The organism is Polyangium sp. 6x1, from assembly GCF_029946515.1.
Taxonomy (GTDB): domain Bacteria; phylum Myxococcota_A; class Polyangia; order Polyangiales; family Polyangiaceae; genus Polyangium.
The window spans coordinates 108,580-128,178 of record NZ_JARZHH010000017.1; the positions used below are offsets into that span (position 1 = coordinate 108,580).

General features: G+C 68.1%; 19 protein-coding genes and 1 pseudogene. 10 read left to right on the forward strand and 10 right to left on the reverse strand.

Going from position 1 to position 19,599, the window contains the following annotated elements; translation table 11 throughout:
• The first annotated feature begins 141 nt into the window (after positions 1-141).
• Positions 142-1,548, forward strand: coding sequence for a hypothetical protein (locus QHF85_RS18235; RefSeq protein WP_281328484.1), 1,407 nt, complete (start codon positions 142-144; stop codon positions 1,546-1,548).
• 46 nt (positions 1,549-1,594) lie between these two features.
• Here the strand turns inward: QHF85_RS18235 and QHF85_RS18240 are convergent, their stop codons facing one another.
• Together QHF85_RS18240 and QHF85_RS18245 are read right to left on the reverse strand one after the other, a co-directional pair.
• On the reverse strand, positions 1,595-1,954 hold the full coding sequence (locus tag QHF85_RS18240) for a glutaredoxin (protein WP_281328485.1): 360 nt from the start codon (positions 1,952-1,954) through the stop codon (positions 1,595-1,597).
• A 108-nt stretch (positions 1,955-2,062) separates the two neighbouring features.
• Positions 2,063-2,692, reverse strand: a complete 630-nt coding sequence (locus QHF85_RS18245; protein WP_281328486.1) for a cyclase family protein — start codon at positions 2,690-2,692, stop codon at positions 2,063-2,065.
• Between the two features lie 280 nt (positions 2,693-2,972).
• On the opposite strand from QHF85_RS18245, the pseudogene QHF85_RS49810 reads away from it, so the two are divergent.
• From QHF85_RS49810 to QHF85_RS18275, 7 genes and pseudogenes are all read left to right on the forward strand, one after another.
• A pseudogene (locus QHF85_RS49810) lies at positions 2,973-3,107 on the forward strand (glycosyltransferase); the annotation flags it as partial.
• An 8-nt stretch (positions 3,108-3,115) separates the two neighbouring features.
• Entirely contained in the window at positions 3,116-4,579 is a 1,464-nt protein-coding gene (locus QHF85_RS18250; RefSeq protein WP_281328487.1) for an FAD-dependent monooxygenase, read from the forward strand.
• A gap of 192 nt (positions 4,580-4,771) precedes the next feature.
• Entirely contained in the window at positions 4,772-5,035 is a 264-nt protein-coding gene (locus tag QHF85_RS18255) for a hypothetical protein (RefSeq protein ID WP_281328488.1), read from the forward strand.
• Positions 5,036-5,130: 95 nt separating this feature from the next.
• Positions 5,131-6,030: a hypothetical protein gene (locus QHF85_RS18260; RefSeq protein ID WP_281328489.1), complete on the forward strand. Its 900-nt coding sequence runs from the start codon at positions 5,131-5,133 to the stop codon at positions 6,028-6,030.
• A gap of 176 nt (positions 6,031-6,206) precedes the next feature.
• Positions 6,207-7,904, forward strand: a complete 1,698-nt coding sequence (locus QHF85_RS18265) for a mechanosensitive ion channel family protein (protein WP_281328490.1) — start codon at positions 6,207-6,209, stop codon at positions 7,902-7,904.
• 8 nt (positions 7,905-7,912) lie between these two features.
• A complete protein-coding gene (locus QHF85_RS18270; protein WP_281328491.1) occupies positions 7,913-8,527 on the forward strand; it encodes a hypothetical protein in 615 nt (204 codons plus the stop codon).
• Positions 8,528-8,662: 135 nt separating this feature from the next.
• Positions 8,663-9,265, forward strand: coding sequence for a hypothetical protein (locus tag QHF85_RS18275; RefSeq protein ID WP_281328492.1), 603 nt, complete (start codon positions 8,663-8,665; stop codon positions 9,263-9,265).
• Positions 9,266-9,305: 40 nt separating this feature from the next.
• Here QHF85_RS18275 and QHF85_RS18280 read toward each other — a convergent pair whose 3' ends face one another.
• Both QHF85_RS18280 and QHF85_RS18285 read right to left on the reverse strand, forming a co-directional pair.
• Positions 9,306-9,854: an SgcJ/EcaC family oxidoreductase gene (locus tag QHF85_RS18280; RefSeq protein ID WP_281328493.1), complete on the reverse strand. Its 549-nt coding sequence runs from the start codon at positions 9,852-9,854 to the stop codon at positions 9,306-9,308.
• Positions 9,855-9,985: 131 nt separating this feature from the next.
• A complete protein-coding gene (locus tag QHF85_RS18285) occupies positions 9,986-10,558 on the reverse strand; it encodes a hypothetical protein (RefSeq protein ID WP_281328494.1) in 573 nt (190 codons plus the stop codon).
• 155 nt (positions 10,559-10,713) lie between these two features.
• Here QHF85_RS18285 and QHF85_RS18290 point away from each other — a divergent pair, with 155 nt between their 5' ends.
• Both QHF85_RS18290 and QHF85_RS18295 read left to right on the forward strand, forming a co-directional pair.
• Entirely contained in the window at positions 10,714-11,517 is an 804-nt protein-coding gene (locus QHF85_RS18290; protein ID WP_281328495.1) for a hypothetical protein, read from the forward strand.
• Positions 11,518-11,693: 176 nt separating this feature from the next.
• Positions 11,694-12,155, forward strand: a complete 462-nt coding sequence (locus QHF85_RS18295) for a hypothetical protein (RefSeq protein ID WP_281328496.1) — start codon at positions 11,694-11,696, stop codon at positions 12,153-12,155.
• 80 nt (positions 12,156-12,235) lie between these two features.
• On the opposite strand, the gene QHF85_RS18300 is transcribed toward QHF85_RS18295, so the two are convergent.
• From QHF85_RS18300 to QHF85_RS18325, 6 genes are all read right to left on the reverse strand, one after another.
• Positions 12,236-13,429 (reverse strand): glycosyltransferase, encoded by a 1,194-nt coding sequence (locus QHF85_RS18300; protein ID WP_281328497.1) that lies wholly within the window; start codon positions 13,427-13,429, stop codon positions 12,236-12,238.
• Positions 13,430-13,576: 147 nt separating this feature from the next.
• Entirely contained in the window at positions 13,577-14,554 is a 978-nt protein-coding gene (locus tag QHF85_RS18305; protein ID WP_281328498.1) for a hypothetical protein, read from the reverse strand.
• On the reverse strand, positions 14,551-17,094 hold the full coding sequence (locus QHF85_RS18310) for a TonB family protein (RefSeq protein WP_281328499.1): 2,544 nt from the start codon (positions 17,092-17,094) through the stop codon (positions 14,551-14,553). Before QHF85_RS18310 ends, QHF85_RS18305 begins: the two co-directional genes overlap by 4 nt.
• A gap of 187 nt (positions 17,095-17,281) precedes the next feature.
• A complete protein-coding gene (locus QHF85_RS18315) occupies positions 17,282-17,569 on the reverse strand; it encodes a hypothetical protein (protein ID WP_281328500.1) in 288 nt (95 codons plus the stop codon).
• 190 nt (positions 17,570-17,759) lie between these two features.
• Positions 17,760-18,524 (reverse strand): hypothetical protein, encoded by a 765-nt coding sequence (locus QHF85_RS18320; protein ID WP_281328501.1) that lies wholly within the window; start codon positions 18,522-18,524, stop codon positions 17,760-17,762.
• Between the two features lie 178 nt (positions 18,525-18,702).
• The gene (locus tag QHF85_RS18325) at positions 18,703-19,581 is read right to left on the reverse strand and encodes a sigma-70 family RNA polymerase sigma factor (protein ID WP_281328502.1); all 879 of its coding nucleotides are present in this window, start codon (positions 19,579-19,581) and stop codon (positions 18,703-18,705) included.
• Positions 19,582-19,599 lie beyond the last annotated feature (18 nt).

Consider the following 19,599-nt stretch of genomic DNA (forward strand, 5'->3'; position numbering starts at 1 on the left):
ATGCACAAATCGAGCACGCTTGCGCAGTTCGCGCAGCATTGCGCAATTCGGCCCCCGCAATCGACCCGCCATTCCCCCCTCCTTGCCCCCGAACGAGCGCGGCATGCAATGTGCTGAGCGCATCGGCCAAGGAGATCGAAGATGAAGAAGATTGGTTTCGTCGTGCCGTCCGGTGTCGCGCCCATCGCCCCCTCGCACGCGCGAACAAGGGGGAAGCGCCTCGCCGTGATGCCGGTCGTGCTGGGCCTTCTGGCCGCCGCCGCCAGCGGGTGCACGATGGAGACGGCCCCGGCCGACGACAGCGAGGTTTTGCAGGCCACCGCCGAGGCTTCCGCGGCCCTGTCGGCAACGCTGGTGGGCGCGGTGGAGCGCCAGCAGGTCGTCGGCGACGTGTACCATTACAGCTTCCTGCTGAAGGTGGGGGACACGCCCAACGCGCGCATCCGCGTGCACCGGGTCGTGCGCGAGGATTCGCCCCATGTCGCGCATCCGACGTCGCAGGCCATCCTGCTCATGCACGGCGATTTCGCGACGTTCACCACGAACTTCACGCCGTCGCTGATCAGCGCTGCCGCGAAGCCCGATCGCGATCTGGCCGTGTACCTGGCCAAGCGCGGGATCGACGTGTGGGGCGTCGATCGGCGGTGGACGACGGCGCCCGCGGAGGGGACCGATTTCTCGGATTTCGCCGGCATGGGGGTGGCGCAGGCCGTCTCGGATACGGGCCTCGCGCTGTCCTTCGCGCGCACGCTCCGCACCCTGACGGGCGGGGGCCAGGATCGCCTGTTCCTGGGCGGGTTCAGCAGCGGCGCGCAGCTCACGTACCTCTATGCGGCCGAGGAGAGCCAGAAGCCGCTCGCGCAGCGTCAGGTGAAGGGCATCGTGCCCATCGACATCTACGGCAAGCTCTCCCCGGCGGACGAGTCGCTGAGGCTCTACGCCTGCGCCAATGCGGCCGACGAGTATGATTGGGTCGCGCAGGGGTTCGTGGACAGCGACAACAGCTCGTTCGCCCAGCCGCTGGGCGCGCTCGCGGCTTCCGACCCCTGGGGCGCTTCGCCGATCTTCCAGGGCTACACCAACCGGGACGCGATGCTCGGGTTCGTGTCGGCGACGTTCCTGCTTTATGAGCCCAAGCCTCAGTATCACCTGGTGGCCGGCATGTACAAGAATGGGTTCCCCACCGCGTTGCGTTATTCGTCGGAGGCGCTCGTCAGCGACTGGCTCGCGCATTCGCCGCCGCACGAGTCGCTGGTGGAGACCGCCGACCGAGATGCCATGTGGTGCGGGACCGGGACCCTGCCGCTCGCGGATCACCTCGCCAACATCTCGGTGCCGCTCTTCTACCTCGGCGCCGCGGGCGGCTTCGGCGATCACGGGCTTTATACGACCACGCTGGTGGCCTCCACGGACGTGACCACGCATGTGGTGCGCCGCCTCCCGGCCTCGCGCGAGGTCGAGGACTTCGGCCATGCGGATCTGCTTTACGCGGAGGATGCGCCGGCGCTCGCGTGGGCGCCGCTCACGCAGTGGCTGCTCGCGCATTGAAGGTTTTCGTTCCCGTCAGCGCTACCGCGCCCCCTTCAGGGCGTCCTCATTTCTTGAGCTTGCCGGCCGCCTCGAGTTTTTTGAGCTCGCTGTGCCCACCGACGAGGATCCCGTCGAGGAATACCATCGGGAAGGTCGGAAAACCCGCCCAGAGCTTGATGGCGAGGCGTTCCTTCCAGCGGGAAAAGTAGCTCCCGTACTCGAGATACGTGTACTTGATGCCTGCCTGGTCGAGCAATTTGCGAGCGTTTTTCACGACCGGGTTTTGCGCCATGCCGACGACGACGACGGGATCACGCGCGACAGCGGCTGCGACCTCGTCGACGATGCCTCGGTGGAAAGACGCGAGGATGTCGTGGACCTCGGGGGAAACCTTGTCGCTCGAGAGGGTGGGGCGAGTGCTCATGGTCACACTCGTAGTCCAGACACGAGCCTGTGGCAACGTCGTTTGCTCCTGCAAGTCCTTGTGCGACGCCGGCCGTCGACCGCGAGGAGCGCCCGTTGCGACACAGGATCAGAAGAGCAGCGCGCGCACGGGGCTCGCTTCGAGCGCGACCGGCAGAGGCGGGCAAACGAGCGTGTAGCTGCCCGCCGCGACGCCATCCAGATCGAGCGCGACGAGCGCGGGCAGCCCTGCGGCCGCAAGGCGGTTGTGGGCGGGGAAGGTCGTGGAATCGAGAGGGTCGAGGCTGTAGGCATCGAATCCGACGAGGAGGGGGCGGCGCCCGAGCAGCGCGTCGATCGCCTGCGGATCCAGAAAGACGAGGTCGTCGGCGGGAGAAGGAGCACGCCAGCGGGCGCTGTTGCGCGTGCGGAGGAGGAGGCGGCTCCGGCGCGGGATGCGCGTGAGGTCGCCGAGGTCCGAGGCCTCGATGCGGTCCTTGGAGAGGCGCGCGAGATCCAGAACGAAGGCGGGGCCGACGAAGGTGTCGGGCGGAAAGGCGGAGAGATCCGGGGCGCCGAGGACGAAATGGGAGGGCGCGTCGATGTGGGTGCCGACGTGGGCGTGAAGGTGGAGGCTGGAGACGTCGAGCGGGGCGCCGTCACGAATGCGCGCGAGGGGACGCAGCTCCGGAGGGGGATCGCCGGGAAAAACGGGGGTCGTTGCGGCAAGGGGGAGCGAGAGGTCCTTGACGAGGCGCATGGCTTGTGAAGGTAGCCGGGCCAGCGGGGAGGTGTCGAGGAATCGAACGGTGAACGCGGGGGCGGCATCAACGCCATCCACGGCATCACGCGTGTTTCGCAAGGCGCGTTTCGCCGGCGCACGGGTTTGTCCGCGGATGCGCGCTCGGGCTCGGCCTTTCTACGCCCAGCGTATAGCAAACTGGGGGGCTTGCGGCAAGACCCAGGTCGTGCCGTAGAGTCGCTCGCCTCGGTCAGACCCTCTGGCCGAGGTGAAAATCTCCAGGAATGGGAGGAGCGACATGCGGGCGTTGTTGTCGACGGATGGGTCACGCGGGGGCGTCGAACCGATGGCGGGACGCGCGGTGCAGCCGGGGGCACGCGGCGCGGAGGCGCGGGTGTGCGCGGCGCTTGACTTTGCGGAGCTGCTGGCCGGAGGGTGGCAATGACCGAGCATGCGGTGGTGATCGTCGGAGGGGGGCCGACGGGGCTGATGTTGGCGGGCGAGCTTTCGTTGGCGGGCGTCGACGTCGCCATTGTCGAGCGGCGCGAAAGCCAGGAGCTCGTCGGCTTGCGCGCAGGCGGTCTGCACGCACGTTCGCTCGAGGTCCTCGATCAGCGCGGAATCGCCGAGCGGTTTGTCTCGCAGGGACAGGTGCATCCGGTCGTGCACTTCCACATCCCTCTCGACATCAGCGACTTTCCCACCCGACACAACTACGTGCTCGGGCTGTGGCAGAACCACATCGAGCGCATCCTGGCCGGCTGGGTCGACGAGCGGGCCGTGCCGATCCATCGCGGGCGTGAAGTGACGGGCTTCGCGCAGGACGAGAGTGGCGTCGACGTCGTGCTGTCCGACGGCAGCTCGCTGCGGGCGGAATATCTCGTCGGCTGCGACGGAGGACGCAGTCTGATCCGAAAAGCAGCCGGCATCGAGTTCCCCGGCTGGGATCCGACGACGAGCTGGTTGATTGCCGAGGTCGAGGTGTCCGAGGAGCCGGCATGGGGCATCCGAAACGACGCCACCGGTACCCATGGACTCGGCAAATTGGACGATGGGCGGCGAATGCGGGCCGTACTGACCGAGCCGCAGGTCAGACACGGAAGCGAACCGACCCTGCGCGACGTCAGCGAAGCGCTGATCGCCATCTACGGGACAGACTACGGGATCCACAATCCCACATGGATCTCGAGGTTCACGGATATGACGCGGCAGGCCGCGACCTACCGTGACAGACGGGTCCTGCTGGCCGGCGACGCTGCGCACGTGCATCCCCCGGTGGGTGGACAGGGCCTCAACATCGGTGTGCAGGACGCGGTGAACCTGGGATGGAAGCTGGCCCAGGTGGTCAAGCGGATATCCCCCGAATGCCTCCTCGATACCTATCACGCAGAGCGCCACCCGGTCGCTGCCCGCGTATTGCGTAGCACGATGGCGCAGGTCGCGATTCGCCGTCCGGACGATCGCACGAAGGCCTTGGGCGACTACGTTTCCGAGCTCCTCAGCATGGCCGAGCCTCGCAAACGACTGGCCGCGGAGATGTCGGGTCTCGGCGTTCATTACGACCTCGGCGAGGGACACCCGCTGCTCGGACGCCGCATGCCCGATCTCGACCTAGACACCGCCGACGGCCCGCGGCGGCTCTTCACGCTGCTGCACGCGGCCAGGCCGGTGCTGCTCAACCTCGGGGAGCGCGGTGGCTTCGACATCACTCGATGGGCCGATCGCGTTTCGTTGATCGACGCCCAATACGTGGGTGCGTGGGAGCTTCCGGCCATCGGGGCGGTCACGGCTCCCACTGCCGTTTTGGTTCGGCCTGACGGATATGTGGCCTGGGTGGGAGACCTGACCCAGGTGGGGCTCGCGGACGCGCTCACCACTTGGTTCGGACCGCCTGCTGCGGCGTAGCGGGGAATCGTTTCGCGCTCTGACCTCGGGACGTACAGCTGTCGCCGCATTGCCGCGTACCCCGAGTTCCTCAGTGAGCACGCGCTGGGGAACGCGATCGACATTGCGGGCTTCGATTTCGGCCCGCTGCCGAAAGGGCAAAGCCTGCCGGAGGGCATCCCGGCCGGCTTCAAGAACGGCTTCGAGGTTCGCGTGCTCTCGCACTGGAAGGCGCAGACAGGCCACGCGGCGATCCACGCGCGGTTCCTGAAGACGCTCGCGAGGCGGCTCATCGCACGGAAAGACGTCTTCCGGGTGCTGCTCGGGCCGGGCTACGCGGGGCATGACAACCATTTCCATTTCGACATGGCGCCGTTCCGGATGGTGGAAATGTACGACGGCGGGCAGCCGCTGGTGCCGCCGCCCGCGTCCGTGAGCAGTGGCGACGCCGCCGCAGCCCAAGACGTAGCTCGTTGATCGTTGATTCGAGGCGCCGGCCTGGGGTAGGGTCATGCGCCTTACGGGCGTGTGGGCGAGGGATCGACCATTCGCCAGAAAGTCGAAGGTCAACGATGCATCGTTTTCACGCTTGCAGCCTCGCGCTCCTCTTGGTTGCATTGTACGCAGGTTGCAGCTCAGACCCCGCGAATTCGAGCTCGGGCGGCGGCGGTAGCGGCGGTGGCGGCACCGGCGGCGCCGGCGGCGCCGGCGGCAGCTCGACGGCCAGCAGCGGGAGCGGCGGCACGGGCGGCTCCGGCCAGAACCAAGGTTTGTGCGCTTCCGGCAAATACATCATCTGCGAGGATTTCGAGGCCACCGAGGTCGGCGCGATCCCGCAAGGGTGGACCAAGCACGGCGACCCCGCCGCGGTCGCCGACGATGAAGCGGTGAGCGGCGCCCACGCGTTGAAATTGGGCCCGACCGTCAACGGGGAGCGTCGCATCTACCACGACGGCTCGAAGCTCGGCAGCGGGCACTGGGGCCGCATTCGTTACAAGGTGGCGCTCCCCGTCCCCGACGCCTTCGTCCATTCGACCCTCGTCGCGCTTTACGGAAGCGGCCCCACCGTAGGGCCGGAGGAGGTCCGCGTGGTCGATACCGTGAAGGAGGACAAAGACGGCTGGAACAACGACGGCAACGGCTCTCACGTCCAGTACCTCTACAACGTCCAGCCGAACGGGGCCGAGTTTGGCAAGGGAAGCGAATACACCTGGATGTTCGATGACCAGTGGCATTGCGCCGAATGGCACATCGACGCGCCGACGCAGAGCTACGACTTCTACATCGACGGCGTGCACGTCGATCAGATCAGCATCGCGAACGGAGCCGGCAACTACGAGGGCTCGGAGATCCCGGACGCTTTCAGCGAGGTGCGCATCGGCTGGAACAACTATCAGCAAGCCCCGCCCGGTTTCACCGCGTGGATCGACGATATCGCGCTGCATAGCGAGCGCATTGGCTGCCAAGAGTAAGACGCCTGCGCGCTGGGCGGAGGCGCGTCGGACGGCGAGGGGCGCGCCCGTCCCCATCGACGACTCCACCGACCCAGCGAACGCTGGTGCGGGCACCGGGGCAAGGATGTCCGGGCGTTCTCTCTCCCAGGGAGCGCCCTTTTTTCATGGGCCTGGTGTACAGTGACGATGACACCATGCCCTTGCCCCGGTTTTTCCCCGATCCGGTCCCGAACAACGTCGCGCTGACGGTCGTGGCAACCGCCATCCTGCTCCTCGCGCCGCTCGCCCTGACCGTATTCTTGCGGTGGGTCGTGCGCCAGGCGACGCAGTCGGTTCGCTCGAAGTCCGTCGAGAGCGCCGCCGAGCAGGTCCAGAAGTCGCTGCGCCTCGTGGCGACGGTCCTTTCGTTGCTCGTCGTGGTCGGGGGCTGTGCGACGCTCGCCATTGCCATCATCCGGGACATCGATCTTTACCCGTGGGCGAACCGGTTCGTCGCGTACGCGAGCGTCCGTACGGGGGAGGACCTCCTCCACGGCGCGGCGATCGTGGTCGCGGTCGCGGTCGGCTGGCTGGCGCTGCGCATTTTCTTCAAGTCGCTGCTCGACCGCGTCGAGGCGAAGCTGCTCTCCGTCGCGGCGCTCGAGGGCCAGAAAGAGGAGATCCCGGTCCTGCGGCAGCGGGCCGCGAGCCTGGGGAACGTCGCGTTCCTCTACGGCCTGCACCGCCTCGGCAGCGGATCGCTGGGGCTGCCGGGGAGCCTCCACTGGCTGCTCGACACGATTCTCTACGTGCTCCTCGTGGTGTGCGCGGCGCGGACGCTCTCGGGGATCGGCGTCCTGAGCCTCGAAGGGATCGACAACGTGGGCGCAGCCCGCCTCGAGAAATCGGCGCTGCACGTCTACTACGCCGGCATCCGCAAGCTACTCCCGCTCGCCAAGCGTATCCTCGAGGCCATCATCCACCTCGCGGCGGCGACGCTCGTCGTGCGGCAGTTCCAGACGCTCGAGGCCTTCGCGCCTTATGGTCCGCGCATCATCCGGCTCCTCGGGACCTTCCTCGCGGCCCGCGTCTTCGTCGAGCTCGCCCGCGTGATTCTGGTCGAGGCGTTCGGAGGCGAGAAGGGAGCGGAGGACGAGACCTCGAAGCACCGCGTGACGCTGGTCTATCTCCTCCAGAGCATCGTCACCTACGTCATTTCTTTCGGCGCGGCGCTGATCATGATGGATCAGCTCGGCATCGACACGAAGCCGTTCCTGGCCGGCGCGGGCATCGTGGGGCTTGCGGTGGGCCTCGGCGCGCAAAAGCTCGTCAACGACATGGTGAGCGGCTTCTTCCTTCTGTTCGAGGGGCAGTTGCTCAAGGGCGATTACGTGCGCATCGGGGATTGCGAGGGGACGGTCGACTCGGTTCAGCTCCGGGTCACGATGATCCGCGACGGCTTCGGCCGGATGTTCACGTTCCGCAATGGCGACATCGGCACGATCATCAATTTCTCACGCGAGTACGTGCACGCGGTCGTGGACGTGGTCGTCGATCTCCACGTGAATTTGAATCAGGTGTTCGATGCGCTCGTGGAGGCCGGGAAGCGCCTCGGGGAGGCGCACGCCGATCGCGTCCTCGACAAGCTGGTCGTTCGTGGCGTGACGCAGATCGCGCAGACCGGCATCGTGGTTCGTGTTGCCGTCAAGCTCACGCCCGGGGATCCGGATCCCATGCCGCGGATCCTGCGCAAGTTCATCAAAGAGGTGTTCGACGAGCGCCAGATCCGGCTCGCGAACGCAAACCAGGTCGCCGTCGTGCTGACGAACGATGCCGCCGCCGAGGCCGGTCGAGCGCCCGAGAAGCCGCGCCGCGCGGCGCTCGAATTCGAGGCGCTGCCGCCCGCTCCCTGAGGAACACGATGCGTCGTTCCTTGATTCATTCCCTCGACCTGCCGCGTGGCTCGGACGCCCGCGCGCTCGCCGAGAGCCTCGTCGGCCCTTTCGCCGTCGCTTCCATCAGCGGCAGCGACGGGGCGTACGAGGTTCAGTTCGTGAATCCCTCCTCGCTCGTCGCCGTCATCGGCCCGTCCCACGCGCGCTTCTTCGTCCAGGAAGTCGAAATGGATGCCGCCGACGAGGACGAAGAAGCGGCGGAAGGAGAGGGCGACGAGGAGGACGAGCCGCACGATATCGCCGAGGCCGTGAGCCATCACCTCGCACGCAGCGTGGGGCTGACGAACGACGACGAGGATACCGAGGACACGCCGCCCGCGGACGAGAGCGATCGCCTCGCCCGCCATGTCATTGCGCAGCTCCTCGAGGGCGGCCTGTTGGAGCTCACTTCGCCGCGCTCGCGAGCCCACGTCGAGGCGCGCCTCGCGTATTGCTTCGAGCGAGGGATGCGCGGAAGCGCGCTCATCGAGACGCTGACGGAGGTGCCCGGCGTCGCGGAGATCTATGCGTCGGACGAGGAGCTCTCGGCGTTGATCGCCCAGGGCCGCCGGGCCGTCCCGCGGACACCAAGGCCGCGATGAAGCGGGTGGGCATTGGCTTGGGTTCCTCGAGGCGGAGCTGATCGACGCGAGCGTGGATCGAGCGTTGACGCACGGGGATCGAGCGTGCGAGAATCCAAACGACGGCGCCAGGGGGCGGTACGGCAACAGGTGGTCATGGCATCCGGACCTCGCAGCACGACCATGCTCGCCGGCACTTGCGTGGCGCTCACGCTGGCGGCGTGCGCGGGGGCGCCGTCGCGACGGGAACAGGTATTGCGCTCGTTCCGGCAAACCGTGGCCGAGGATCTCGCCGAGGCGGTGACGTCGCCGGTGCTCGACTGCGGTGAGGTCGCGATTTCGTACGAGGAGCTCGTCCAGCAAGACAGCGAGCCCCGGCGCTGCTTCGCCCGTGCATTCCGCTCCTGCAGACCCGCGCGCGTGGATGGCTCGTATCACGGCGTCGATAGCGGGCCGTTTTACTGGTCGGCGGTCGTCACCGCGGGGGCCGACAAGGCTGGGTGCGAGGTTCGTCATTACGAAGACGCGCGCCTCGATACCCATGGCGAACGGTCGATCGCGCGATACCGTTGCGGCGACCCGGCTGCCGGGACCGGCGCGGGCGAGAGCAGGCCTTCATGCGAGCTGGTTTGGAGGGAGCGGCACGTGCTCTGCAGGGCGTATGCAGGGGAGACGGCGGCGCCGGGGGGCCGTCAGGGTTTGCCGGCGAGAACGGCGTGCGTGGAGCTACCGGCCGACGTTCGATGGTCGATCCCGTGATCTTTCCCCCGCTTTCGTGCTCGCGGACCCCCGGGATGCCTCAGCCGCCCGTGGGCGCGGGGGCCGGTTGCGATGGCGGCGCCGGCGCCGGCTTCACGTCCGTGTTCTGGCCAGCGACAATCGACCACGCGCCCGCCGATTGTTTGATGACGTAGCGCATTCGCGTGCGCAGCACGCCCTGCTCGGTGGCCTGCACGCCCGGGGGCAGCGCCGTGTACCCCGTGACCACGTGATCCATGTCCACCACGGCCACGTCGGGATCGATGATACGCAGCTTCCGCACCGTCACCTCCGTCCGGCTCTCCTTGAAGACGCTGTCGAAGAGGAGAGCGTGCCTCTTCTGGATCTCGTCACGGCCGTTGAAGATCGTCCCCACGATATTGATGAATTCGGCGTCCGGAGCGAAGGACTTGCTCCACGCCGCCGCGTCGTGGTGGTTCCAGGCCTCGGTCTGCTCGGCGACGAGCTTGCGCAGGATCGCCTCGTCGTTCTGAGACGAGCCCTGGGCCTTCTCGGTCGGGTCGGGGGTGGAAACACAGCACGTCAGGAACAACGCCATGACGGCCGAGCTTCGCGCGAACGTGTTCATCAAGAACTCTCCTGGGATCCCATGACGAGGAGCAGAGCATCGGTTCCTCGCGGAGAGGGATCTCAATGACATCCGTCGGGAGGTGTCAAGCGCGCCGCGCTCCAGGCGCTCGTGGGCGGCCAGATCCAGCGTCAGAAGCGGAAACCCAGGTTGATGTCCACGGTCGGCCCGAAGAGGCTGAAGCCCGGGCGCGCCGTCTTCCCCAGGAAGGAAGTGCGGTGATATTGCCCGCCGAGCCCGAGGCCGAGCAGGACGCGATCGCCGAGCGTCCACGTCCACCCGGCGCTCAGCCCCACCGCGAACGCAGGGCCCCAGACCTTCTCCGATGCGACCGTCGAACGGACGGGGCCCGCCTGCGTGAACGGCGAAATCCAGAGCCCACCGGGCGCGTGCCCGAGCGGGTGAAAGAAGACACGCCCACGCAAGACCATACCGATCACGTCCTCGTCCGGCGGGCGATCGCCGCCGCCCAGGCCGAGCACGTTTTGCGTGACCGTCCAGGGCCCATAAAGCCCAGCGGTCGCCTGCACCGTGACGTGACAACCGAAAGCGCGCTGATAACCGGCGTTGATGACGTGCAACCCGAGGTCCGCGACGACGGCGTTCGGGCGCTCGGCGCACGACGGTTCCTCGGCTCGGGCGGAGCTGGCGAAGAACAGGATGGCGGCGGGAATGAGCAGATGGAGGGCGGAGCGTAGCCTCATGCGGGGCACGAACGTTGCCCCGTTTGGCGTCGGGGGGCAACAGGAGCGGGGAGGTTTTTCCCAGGGTCGGGGAGCCGCGCCGTTGTCACGCGGCGCGCGCTCGTTGTAGGCTCCACCAAGGCCGCCAGCACCTTGGCCGGAAGAGGATCCTTTTCATGAAGAACCCGACACGGTCGACCCTGATGACGACGCTCGTGATCGGCGTGATGGCGTATTTCGTCGCCACGGTGGGTCACGAGGGCGTGGGTCACGGGGGCGCTTGCTTGATCGTGGGCGGGAAGGCGCTGCGGATGTCGAGCGCCTGGTTCGATTGCGACAAGCAGGGATTGAGCGAATGGGCGGTGCGCGTCATCAAGGCCGGCGGCACCGTCGCCAATCTCCTCCTCGGCGCCTTCTTTTTGGCCATGATGCCACGCGCGCCTGGGCGGCCCAGCAATCGCTGGTACGCTTTCTGGCTGCTCGCGGCCACGAACCTTTTCATGGGCGCGGGGTATCTGATGACGTCACCCTTCGCGAATCATGGCGACTGGGCCGATTTCATCGGGGGCCTTTCGAGCCCGCTTCTCTGGAGAATCTCGCTGACGGTCCTCGGAGCCATTCTTTCGGCCGCAGCGCTGCGCGTGCTGCTACGCCGGCTCGACCCTCACCTGGGCGCCGAGCTTGCCGAGCGCGTGACGGCGGCGCGCATCCTCTGCTGGGTTCCGTACGGCGCGGTCGGTGGCGTGCTCTTCAGCGTCGCGGCGCTCATGAATGCCGAGGGAATGCAATACGCGCTGTCCTCCGCGCTCGCGACCCTGGGAGGCACATTTTTTCTGGCATGGCTCCCCGCGTGGGTGAAGGGCCCGCGGGGGGAGGTCGGACAAACCCTGGAGCTCGCTCCGACACCCGCGTGGTTGACGGCGGGCGCTGCGATCACGGCCCTGACGCTGGGCGTCCTTGGGCCGGGAATCCGCTTCTGACTGGGCGCGCCCCGTGAACCCATTTGGCCGGCGGGTGCGCATTCCCCAGGATCGACGACGACGCGGCTCTTGACGGAAGTTGCTCCGAGCGGCAGGCGCGGTGCGCAGCGGGCCACGGCGAACGCAGGTGCGATCCCCCTAGTCCCCGCGCGCTGCCGTGACGTATGATCGCGCCCATGTTTCGTGGTCGCAGCCTCGTCCTCGTGCTCCTGCTCGCCGCGTGTGGCGGGCCCTCCTCTCCACCACCCGCCGAGCCCGCCGCGCGTACGGCCGCCGATCTCGGGCCGATGTGCCATCGCTACTACGCGCGGCAAGGCACATGCACCGACGACTACCTGTCCGCGGTGCTCGACGTCCGCGTCGAGCTCGACATGCCGAAGGGCATCGGCGAGCGCGTCAAGGCCGAGGGGCGCGACGTGGTCCTGAAGGAATCGCGCGCCCATTGGGAGAGCGACATGGAGCCCGCGAAGATCGACGCGATGTGCGAGGCGATGGCGACCCGCACGCCAGCCGATCAGGTGGAGCGGCTGCTGAAGCAGGGCGACGCCTGCGAGGCGGCGGCCGATTGCAAGGCGTTCGCGATCTGCGCGGTCGGGACGGAGCGGTCGTACATCGCGTCGGGCGCGACACACCATTAGCGCGATTCTGTCATCCTCCGCGATCTGCCCCGCGGCGAGCTCGTTCTACGGGCGCTTCGCGGTTTGTCTTGGCGTGACGTTCACGCGGAGGAACGCTCGACGAGGTCGGCGGCGACGGCCGCGCCATCCGCCGCCACGCGGCCGGCGATCTCGGCTGCGCGCGCAGCGACCCCTCGAGCGAGCGCGGCTTGCAACGCGGGCAGGAGGGACTCCGCGTGCAGGGCTCCACGCGCCACGGACGCCCCGATCCCGAGCGCCCGGACGCGCGAGGCCCAGTAGGGCTGATCGGCGAACATCGGGACGATCACCTGCGGGACGCCCGCGCGCGCCGCCGTCGTGGTCGTGCCCGCCCCGCCGTGGTGCACCACCGCGGCGACCCTCGGGAACAACGCCTCGTGATTGACGTCGCCGATCGCGATGCAATCGGAGGCGCCGTCGATCCGATCGAGCTCGGCCCACCCCTGCGACAGGACGACGCGGCGCCCCGCAGCCCGCACGGCCTCGATGACGATGCGGCCGGTCTGCTGATCCGCAGGCATGCTGCCAAAGCCGACGTAGACGGGCGGCTCGCCTGCGGCGAGAAATGCTTCCAGCGCCGGGTCGAGCGGCGTCGGATCGGGGAGGAGCCAGGCGCCCGTCTGCGTGACGCGCAGGCCAGGCGTCGCCGGCAGCGGGCCGAGGACCGGGTCCGCGGCGAGCCATGGATCCTCGCCCAGGATGTAGCTGTGGACGTCGCTCAGCGGACCGAGGCCGAACCGCTCCCGGTTGGCATTGAGCCGCTCGAGGAGGCGCTCGTTCCAGCTCCGCGATTCGTCCTGCCAGCGCTTGCGATTTCCTTCCGGGTCGCCCCCGGTCTCGCCGCCGGGCGCGTGTTCCGGCGACGGCAGGGCCACCGGCGCGTACAGGGCGACCACGGACGGGATGCCCCGCCGTTCCGCGATGGATCGTGCGGCGTACTGGTGCGCTCCGCCGGCCACGATCACGTCGCATCCCTCGGCGGCCGACGCGGTGGCGTCGAACTGGTCTTTCGCGAGATGCTCGAGCAGCGCGCGGAGCTGCTCCGGCGTCGGTGGGGCCTGCGCGGCGGCCCCGCTCGGTGCGCGCATCGCGATGCCGATCGGGGTCGCCGTGAAGCCCAAGGCCCCCGCCCCGTCGATGAAGTTCGGCGGAATGCACAGCCTCACGTCGTGCCCCCGACGCCGCATCTCGACGGCCAAGGCCACGACAGGTTGCACGTCCCCGCGCGTCCCGACTCCCGTCAGCAACACCCGCATCGCCCCTCTCCCTTCCACCACGCACGCCCGCGTGGATGACGAACGGCGATGATGGCACCACGAACGCGATTTGCCATCCGCTCAGCGTCGGTTTCCGCCGGATGCGAGGCGCGATCCCGAGGGGCCATCGCCGCCGGCGATGTCCCTTCATCGGACGTGGAAGGGGATTTCGAGCCAGGTGATCCCCCCGCGGTTGTCGCGGACGATCGCAAAGAGCGTCTCCTCGCCCGCGGCGAGCGGGGCCCGGAGATCGCCGGCCGTACTGCCGACCTTGCCGCTCTCCGGATCGTAGAGCAGGCGCGTGGAGCTCACCTGACCTCCCGTGACGTAGTAATCGACCAGGATCCTCTCCTTGCCCATCTCGCCGTCCTCGGTGCGATAGCTGGGATCGGGCTCGTGACTCCCTTCGGGGACCGAGATGTCGAGCGGTTTTGCAGGGCATTGGTCGATCTCGGGCATCGCGCAAGGGGCCATCGTGATGCCCTCGCTCGGATCGACGGTTTTCCCGTCGAAGGTGAGGTGATCGATCGCGGGATTGGAATTCGGAAGCAGGACGGGGAAGACGAAGACCCGCGAGAACGCGAACATGAAAGCCTCGGGGCCGAGCTCCTTCCGCTCCGCGTCGAAACAGCCGAAGGGGACCGCCTGCGGGCCCCTCCCACGCGCGCCGACGTACTCGACGTGCCCGGTGCACGCCATGTGGAAGACGACGAGGGTTTTGTAGAACGGCGCGCTCCCGGGTCCAGGCGGCCCGGGCATTCCGAGCACGTCCTCGGGCACGTCGAACGAGAACGACATCCCCTCCTTCAAGCGTGGCGTGAGGTCTTCGCCTCGCGGGAACGCGCCGGCGAAGGCGGGATAACATTCATACGGCGCGCCTTCCGGTGGATCGGTGCAGACCGTCGGGATCCAGAACACCCGCATGGGATGCGCCTTCTCCGCTCGCCCGTCGAAGGCGAGCACATCGAGGTTCACCGTGTCCCCGGGCGTCGCATAAGGTTTGTCGGTGCGCGTCGCGAGGATTCGCACGCTCGTTACCTGATTCTCGGGATCGAACGAGGGAAAATTGCAGCCCGTCGCCCCCAGCATCCAGACAGCCCCCAGGATCCAGGCATTCTTGATCATAACTCCCCGCGCAGCCCCAGGCTCGGCAAGATGGGCAAGCCGCTCACGTACGACGACTGGGTGTAATCGTAGTTGTAGGTGATCCCCTCGGGGTTCTGGTGGTTGTAGATGTTCTGGATATCGATGTAAGCCGAGAGCTTCCACGACGTGAAGGTCCACGTCTTGTCGAAGCGCACATCGAGCTGGTGGAAGAACGGGAGCCGCGCGCCGTTCGGCGGAGACGCGGTCGCAGCCTGAAAACTGCCGGTCGTCGCGTCATAGGCGCCGCGGGTCGTGGGGGTATAGGGGTTGCCCGAGACGAGGCGGAAGCGCGCGCCGAGACGATACCCGCGACCGAGATTGTAGCTCGCGATCGTCGTCAGCACGTGCGTCTGATCGTACGGGGATCGGGCCGACGGCTCCGATGGCTCGGGGCGGCGCTCGCTCCTCGAAAGCGTGTACGCGATCCATCCGAAGAAGCGCTCGTCGGACTTGTAGCGCAAGAGCCACTCGGTGCCGTAGACGGACCCCGCCCCGACATTCCCCGCGCCGTCCGAGACCAGCCTGTCGAGCTGCTTGTAAAACGCGTTCACGGAGAGCTCCACGCGGGGGCCGAACTCCTGCTCGAATCCGACGTCGTAATGAACGGATCGGTTGGATTTGAGGCCTTCCTGGCCGAAGACGGGATCCGTCTCGAGCGGGCCCGGCGGCTGGTAGAAGATGCCGGCGCCCGCCTTGAGCGCCGTGCGGGGGGAGCCGCTCGTCAGCTCTTGCCTCAGGTTCAAGCGGGGAGAGAGGTCCCAGCTCTGGGTCGAGCTCGCGTAATCGAGGCGGAGCCCCGGCACGACACGCATTCCCTGCCACGGCATGAACTCCCATTCCGTGTACAGGCCGCCGAAGAGGCGGTTGCCCGATTGGGTCGTCTCCAGCGGCACGTCCTCGGGTCCGCCCGCGGGGACCCCCGGCGGGCGGGGACGCGGCAAGCGGAGATGCAGGTCATAGGGGCTATAGATCATGTCGATCCCGACGTTTGCCCGGACAGACCGCATGACCTTCTGCGAGACCTCCGCGCGCCCGCTGATCGGGAGCTCGGTCGTCGTGAAGCCGAGGGCGCCGAAGCCGACGTCCACCGAGTCCTGCCCGACGGCGGCCGTGACCTTGAGCTCCGTGCTGTCCGTGAGCTTGTGCTCGTAGCGGGCCTGGAGGCGCCAGAAGCTCGTATGGGTGCCGATGCCGGTGAAGCTCGTCGCCCCGGCGTTCGGATTTTCGTTGAAGATCTCGAGGCCGTCGTCGGAGCCGAAGAACAAGAGGCGCAGCGACGCCCGCTGGCCGAAGTCCTTCTGGAGCATGACCTGATAATCGTAATAACGCGGCGCCGTCGACACGCCCGCGCCGGCCGCCGTGAGGACGGGGCCGAGCCAGCCGTCGAACCACGAGCGGCGACCGGCGATCAGAAAGGTCACGCCCGTCTTCGGGATCGTCCCCTCGACGAGGAGCCGGGCGTCGATGAGATCGAGCTGCGCCATGCCGTGCAGCCGCCCGTCCTTTTTGGGATCACGTATCCCGACATCGACCATGCCGCCCATCCCGCGCCCGTACACCGCGCTGTAGTTCGAGGGATAGAAGTTGATCTTGTCGAGCGCCTCCGTCGGCACCACGGAGCTCAGGCCGCCGAAATGGTACACGATGGGCACGGGGGTGCCGTCGACGTAGGTGGTCGTGTCCTGGGGCGCGGATCCACGAACGATCAATTGGCCGCCGAACGGAGGCGGCCTGGCGACGCCGGGGAGGTTTTGCAGCGACCGCAGCGCATCCCCGTTCGTCCCTGGAATGAGCGCGATTTCTTCCCTCTTGAGCGTGCGTTTCGTCACCTCGCGGGGCGGGCGCTCCCCGCGGACGACAATCTCCTGGACCGGCGGCTCGTCCTCGCTCGCGGCGTCTTTCTCTTCGGGGGCTTTTCGGGGCAAGAGCCTCAAGACGACGTTGGTCTCTTCCCCGGGCGTGAGCTCTTCGTCCGCGGATTGGGGTTCATACCCCGGCGCAGTGACGGTGATGTGCGTCGGGCCGACGGTCACGTTTTCGAGGGCCCAGGATCCATCGGCGGCCGTTTGCGTCGTGTGCTCGGCGCCGTCGGCCGTCCGCACCGTGATGCTCGCGGGGGCAATCGGCGAGCCGGCCGTCTGGTGCTCGACACGTCCCGTGAGCTTCGGCGGCGGGGGCACGAAGACGTACCGGAACTTGATCCGGGCCGGGATGTTCTTGTCATTGCGCCGGGCCGGTTCGAAGACGAGCTTCTCGGCTGCGGCGACGGCGGCCTCGTCGAATCCGTGGCCTCGCGGGGCCTCGACGGTCGCGCGCCGAACCGCCCCGGAGGAATTGATTTCGAGGATCAGGTCGACCGTGACTTCCTCGAAAAAACGCTCTTTCAGCGCTTGCTCCGGATACTTCACGCCAGGATCGGCCTTGAGCCGCGGCGGAACGATGACCGGCGCTGGCGCGGCGGCGTCGCTCGCGGCGGGCGGCTCGTCGGGCGCCTGGGCGAGCGCGTCCCGTGGTGCCAAGGACGCCAGGAGGAAAACGACGGCAGCGCCGCGTCGGAGGGGAGGGTCGGTAAGCGTGGCCAAGGTTCTCGGGGGACAAGATGCACGCATGGCCAGCGCTCGGGGCTTCGATCCGACGAGCCGTCGGATCCCTCCGACGAGATCCTTTCTTTCGATCACGAATCTCGGGAGGCGGGCCATGGGACGATCAGGCCTCGGCTTGCGGGGGCGGCTCCGCGGCGTCGTCCGTGCGGGGGAGCGTCTTCCAGGCCGCGCTGACGACCAGGTCGACCTCGCCGCCGACGCAGCTCCAGGGCTGCCCCGGTGCGCCGGTCGCCTCGACGAGCGCCTCGACCGCGCGTCGCCAGGCCTCGGGCTGGGCCGACACGTTTGCCCCGGGGCGCGCCGGCGTGCATGGCGGCGGGGGCGCCGCGCTCGCCGAGGTGGGGAGCATCGCCGAGAGGGTCAGGCCGAGGAGCGTGGTGCGCAGCGTCAAGAGGCGAGAACTCCACCCCTCCTTGCCCGCTCGTCGGCGGACCCTTCGGAGAAAAATGGCACGGGCGTGCGGGGCGGGTCAAGCGAGGGCTCGCGTTGTTCCCAGCAGAGGTCTGTCCCGTCCGCTCGCTTGGGTCCGCGCCGCGATCTCCGCACGCAGCCGCGCGGGGATCACGTCGTGCGCCGCGCGATCACAGATAGTCGAAGCAGCTCAGGTCGCAGGACACCGCGGCGGTCGCGGCGCAGACGTTGAATTGCTTCAAATTCGCGTCGCTGGCCGCGTCGCACGCGTCGTAGCAGATCTGGAGCCCGCCCGGGTTGAAGCACTCGAAGAAGTTGTACACGTCGCAATGGTCGCGACACTCGAGCTTCAGGTCCGGGCAATCCTGGATGCAGCTCTGCGACGATTCGCCGGGATCGCAGACCCCGTTGCCGCAGGGGTTCGGCGGGCAATCCCCGGGGCAGCTCTGCGACGACTCGCCCGGATCACAGACCCCGTTGCCGCAAGGATTCGGCGGCGCGCAATCCTCGGGGCAATTCTGGAACGACTCCCCCGCATCACATGCCCCATTGCCGCAGGGGTTCGCCGTGCAGTCGGCCGGGCAGGTGGAGGAATTTTCGTCGCCGGTGCACTGCTTGTCCCCGCATACACTCGCCGCGATACACGAACCCCCCGTACACACCTCGCCGCAGCCGCAATTCGCGTTCGATACGCAACCCGCCTCGCAGAGCAAGGTCGTGGGATCCGCGCAGTAGGTCCCAGGCTGACACGTGACGGCGATCCCCTCGGGGCCGCACGAAACGAAGCCTTGCTCCGTCGAATCGCAGGTCGGGCCTGCGCCTCCGCTCCCGCCCGCGCCGCCCGCTCCCGCTTCGCCGCCTTCCCCGCCCGCACCACCTCCGCCGCCCGAGCAACCGCTGACGCTGAGAACGAGCCCGACGAGAAGCGAAGGCACAAGAATACCGAACAACGACCGCATGGGTTTCACCTGGAATCGGCGGATGGACCACGAGCCCGCGCGGGCGAATCCCTCGCCCACGGCCCGCGCGTGGTCCCCGCTCGACCTTTCGCGCTACCTGACGCCAGCTGCCTGCCGTTCTTGCACGGATGCGCGAAAAAAAAATTCGTCGGCCTCAGCCGGCCGATCTTCCCAGCAAGCTCTCCAGGCTCACGTCCAGCGATTGCGCCAGGCCGAGCAGGCTCTCCACCTGCGAGGCGGAGAGCTTCAGGCGGGCGCTGAGCCCGCCGCGCGTGCGCTCGAGCACCTCCTCACGCGCCCGCGCGATCCAGCGGGAGATCGTCGAGGCGTTCACGCGATGCATGATCGCCAGCCTGTCGAGCTTGATCCCCTCCGCGTAGTACATGCGCAAGAGGTTGCGGTCGCGGCTCGACAGCGCCGACATCGCCTCGCGCAAAGCCTCGCGCAGCTCCTCCGCGTGGCGCTCGCGCGAGAGTTTCGACTCCGGATCCAGCGACGGATCCATGGCCGCGAGCAGCGCGCGTTCGTCCGCGCGCACCTCGTGCCGACCGCGCCTGCGCAGGCTGATCCCCGTCCGCAGGGCGGCCACGCGAATCCAGGCCGGGAGCGGCCCGAGCCCGGCGTAGGTCGCGAGCTTCGGCGCCCCGCCGTCGCCCACGAGCAGCCTGTGGCCGAGCACCGATCGCACCTCCTCGACGAGCTCGGACGCGGCCGCCATCCCCCGCAGCGCGGCATGGACCTCGACGTCGAGGCGCCGGCCGAACTCCCGCAGCGCGGCGGCGTCACCCGCGAGGCACGCGAAGGCCAGCAGGAGATCGGCGGCGAGCACGCTGGAGAGCGCCTCCTCGATGTCGTCCTCGCCCGCGATGCGCTCGGCGAGGTGGCCGATGAACGCCGCCTCGTCCACCGCGACGTCGGGGAAGGCGCGCCGCGCCTCTTCGAGCAGCGATCGCAAACGGAGCTCCAGCGCGTCGACGTCGCCGAGCCCCGCGGCCAGCGAGGGCGCGAGGCGCCCGCAGAAGGCGCTGGACAAGGGGGGCAGCGGATACGG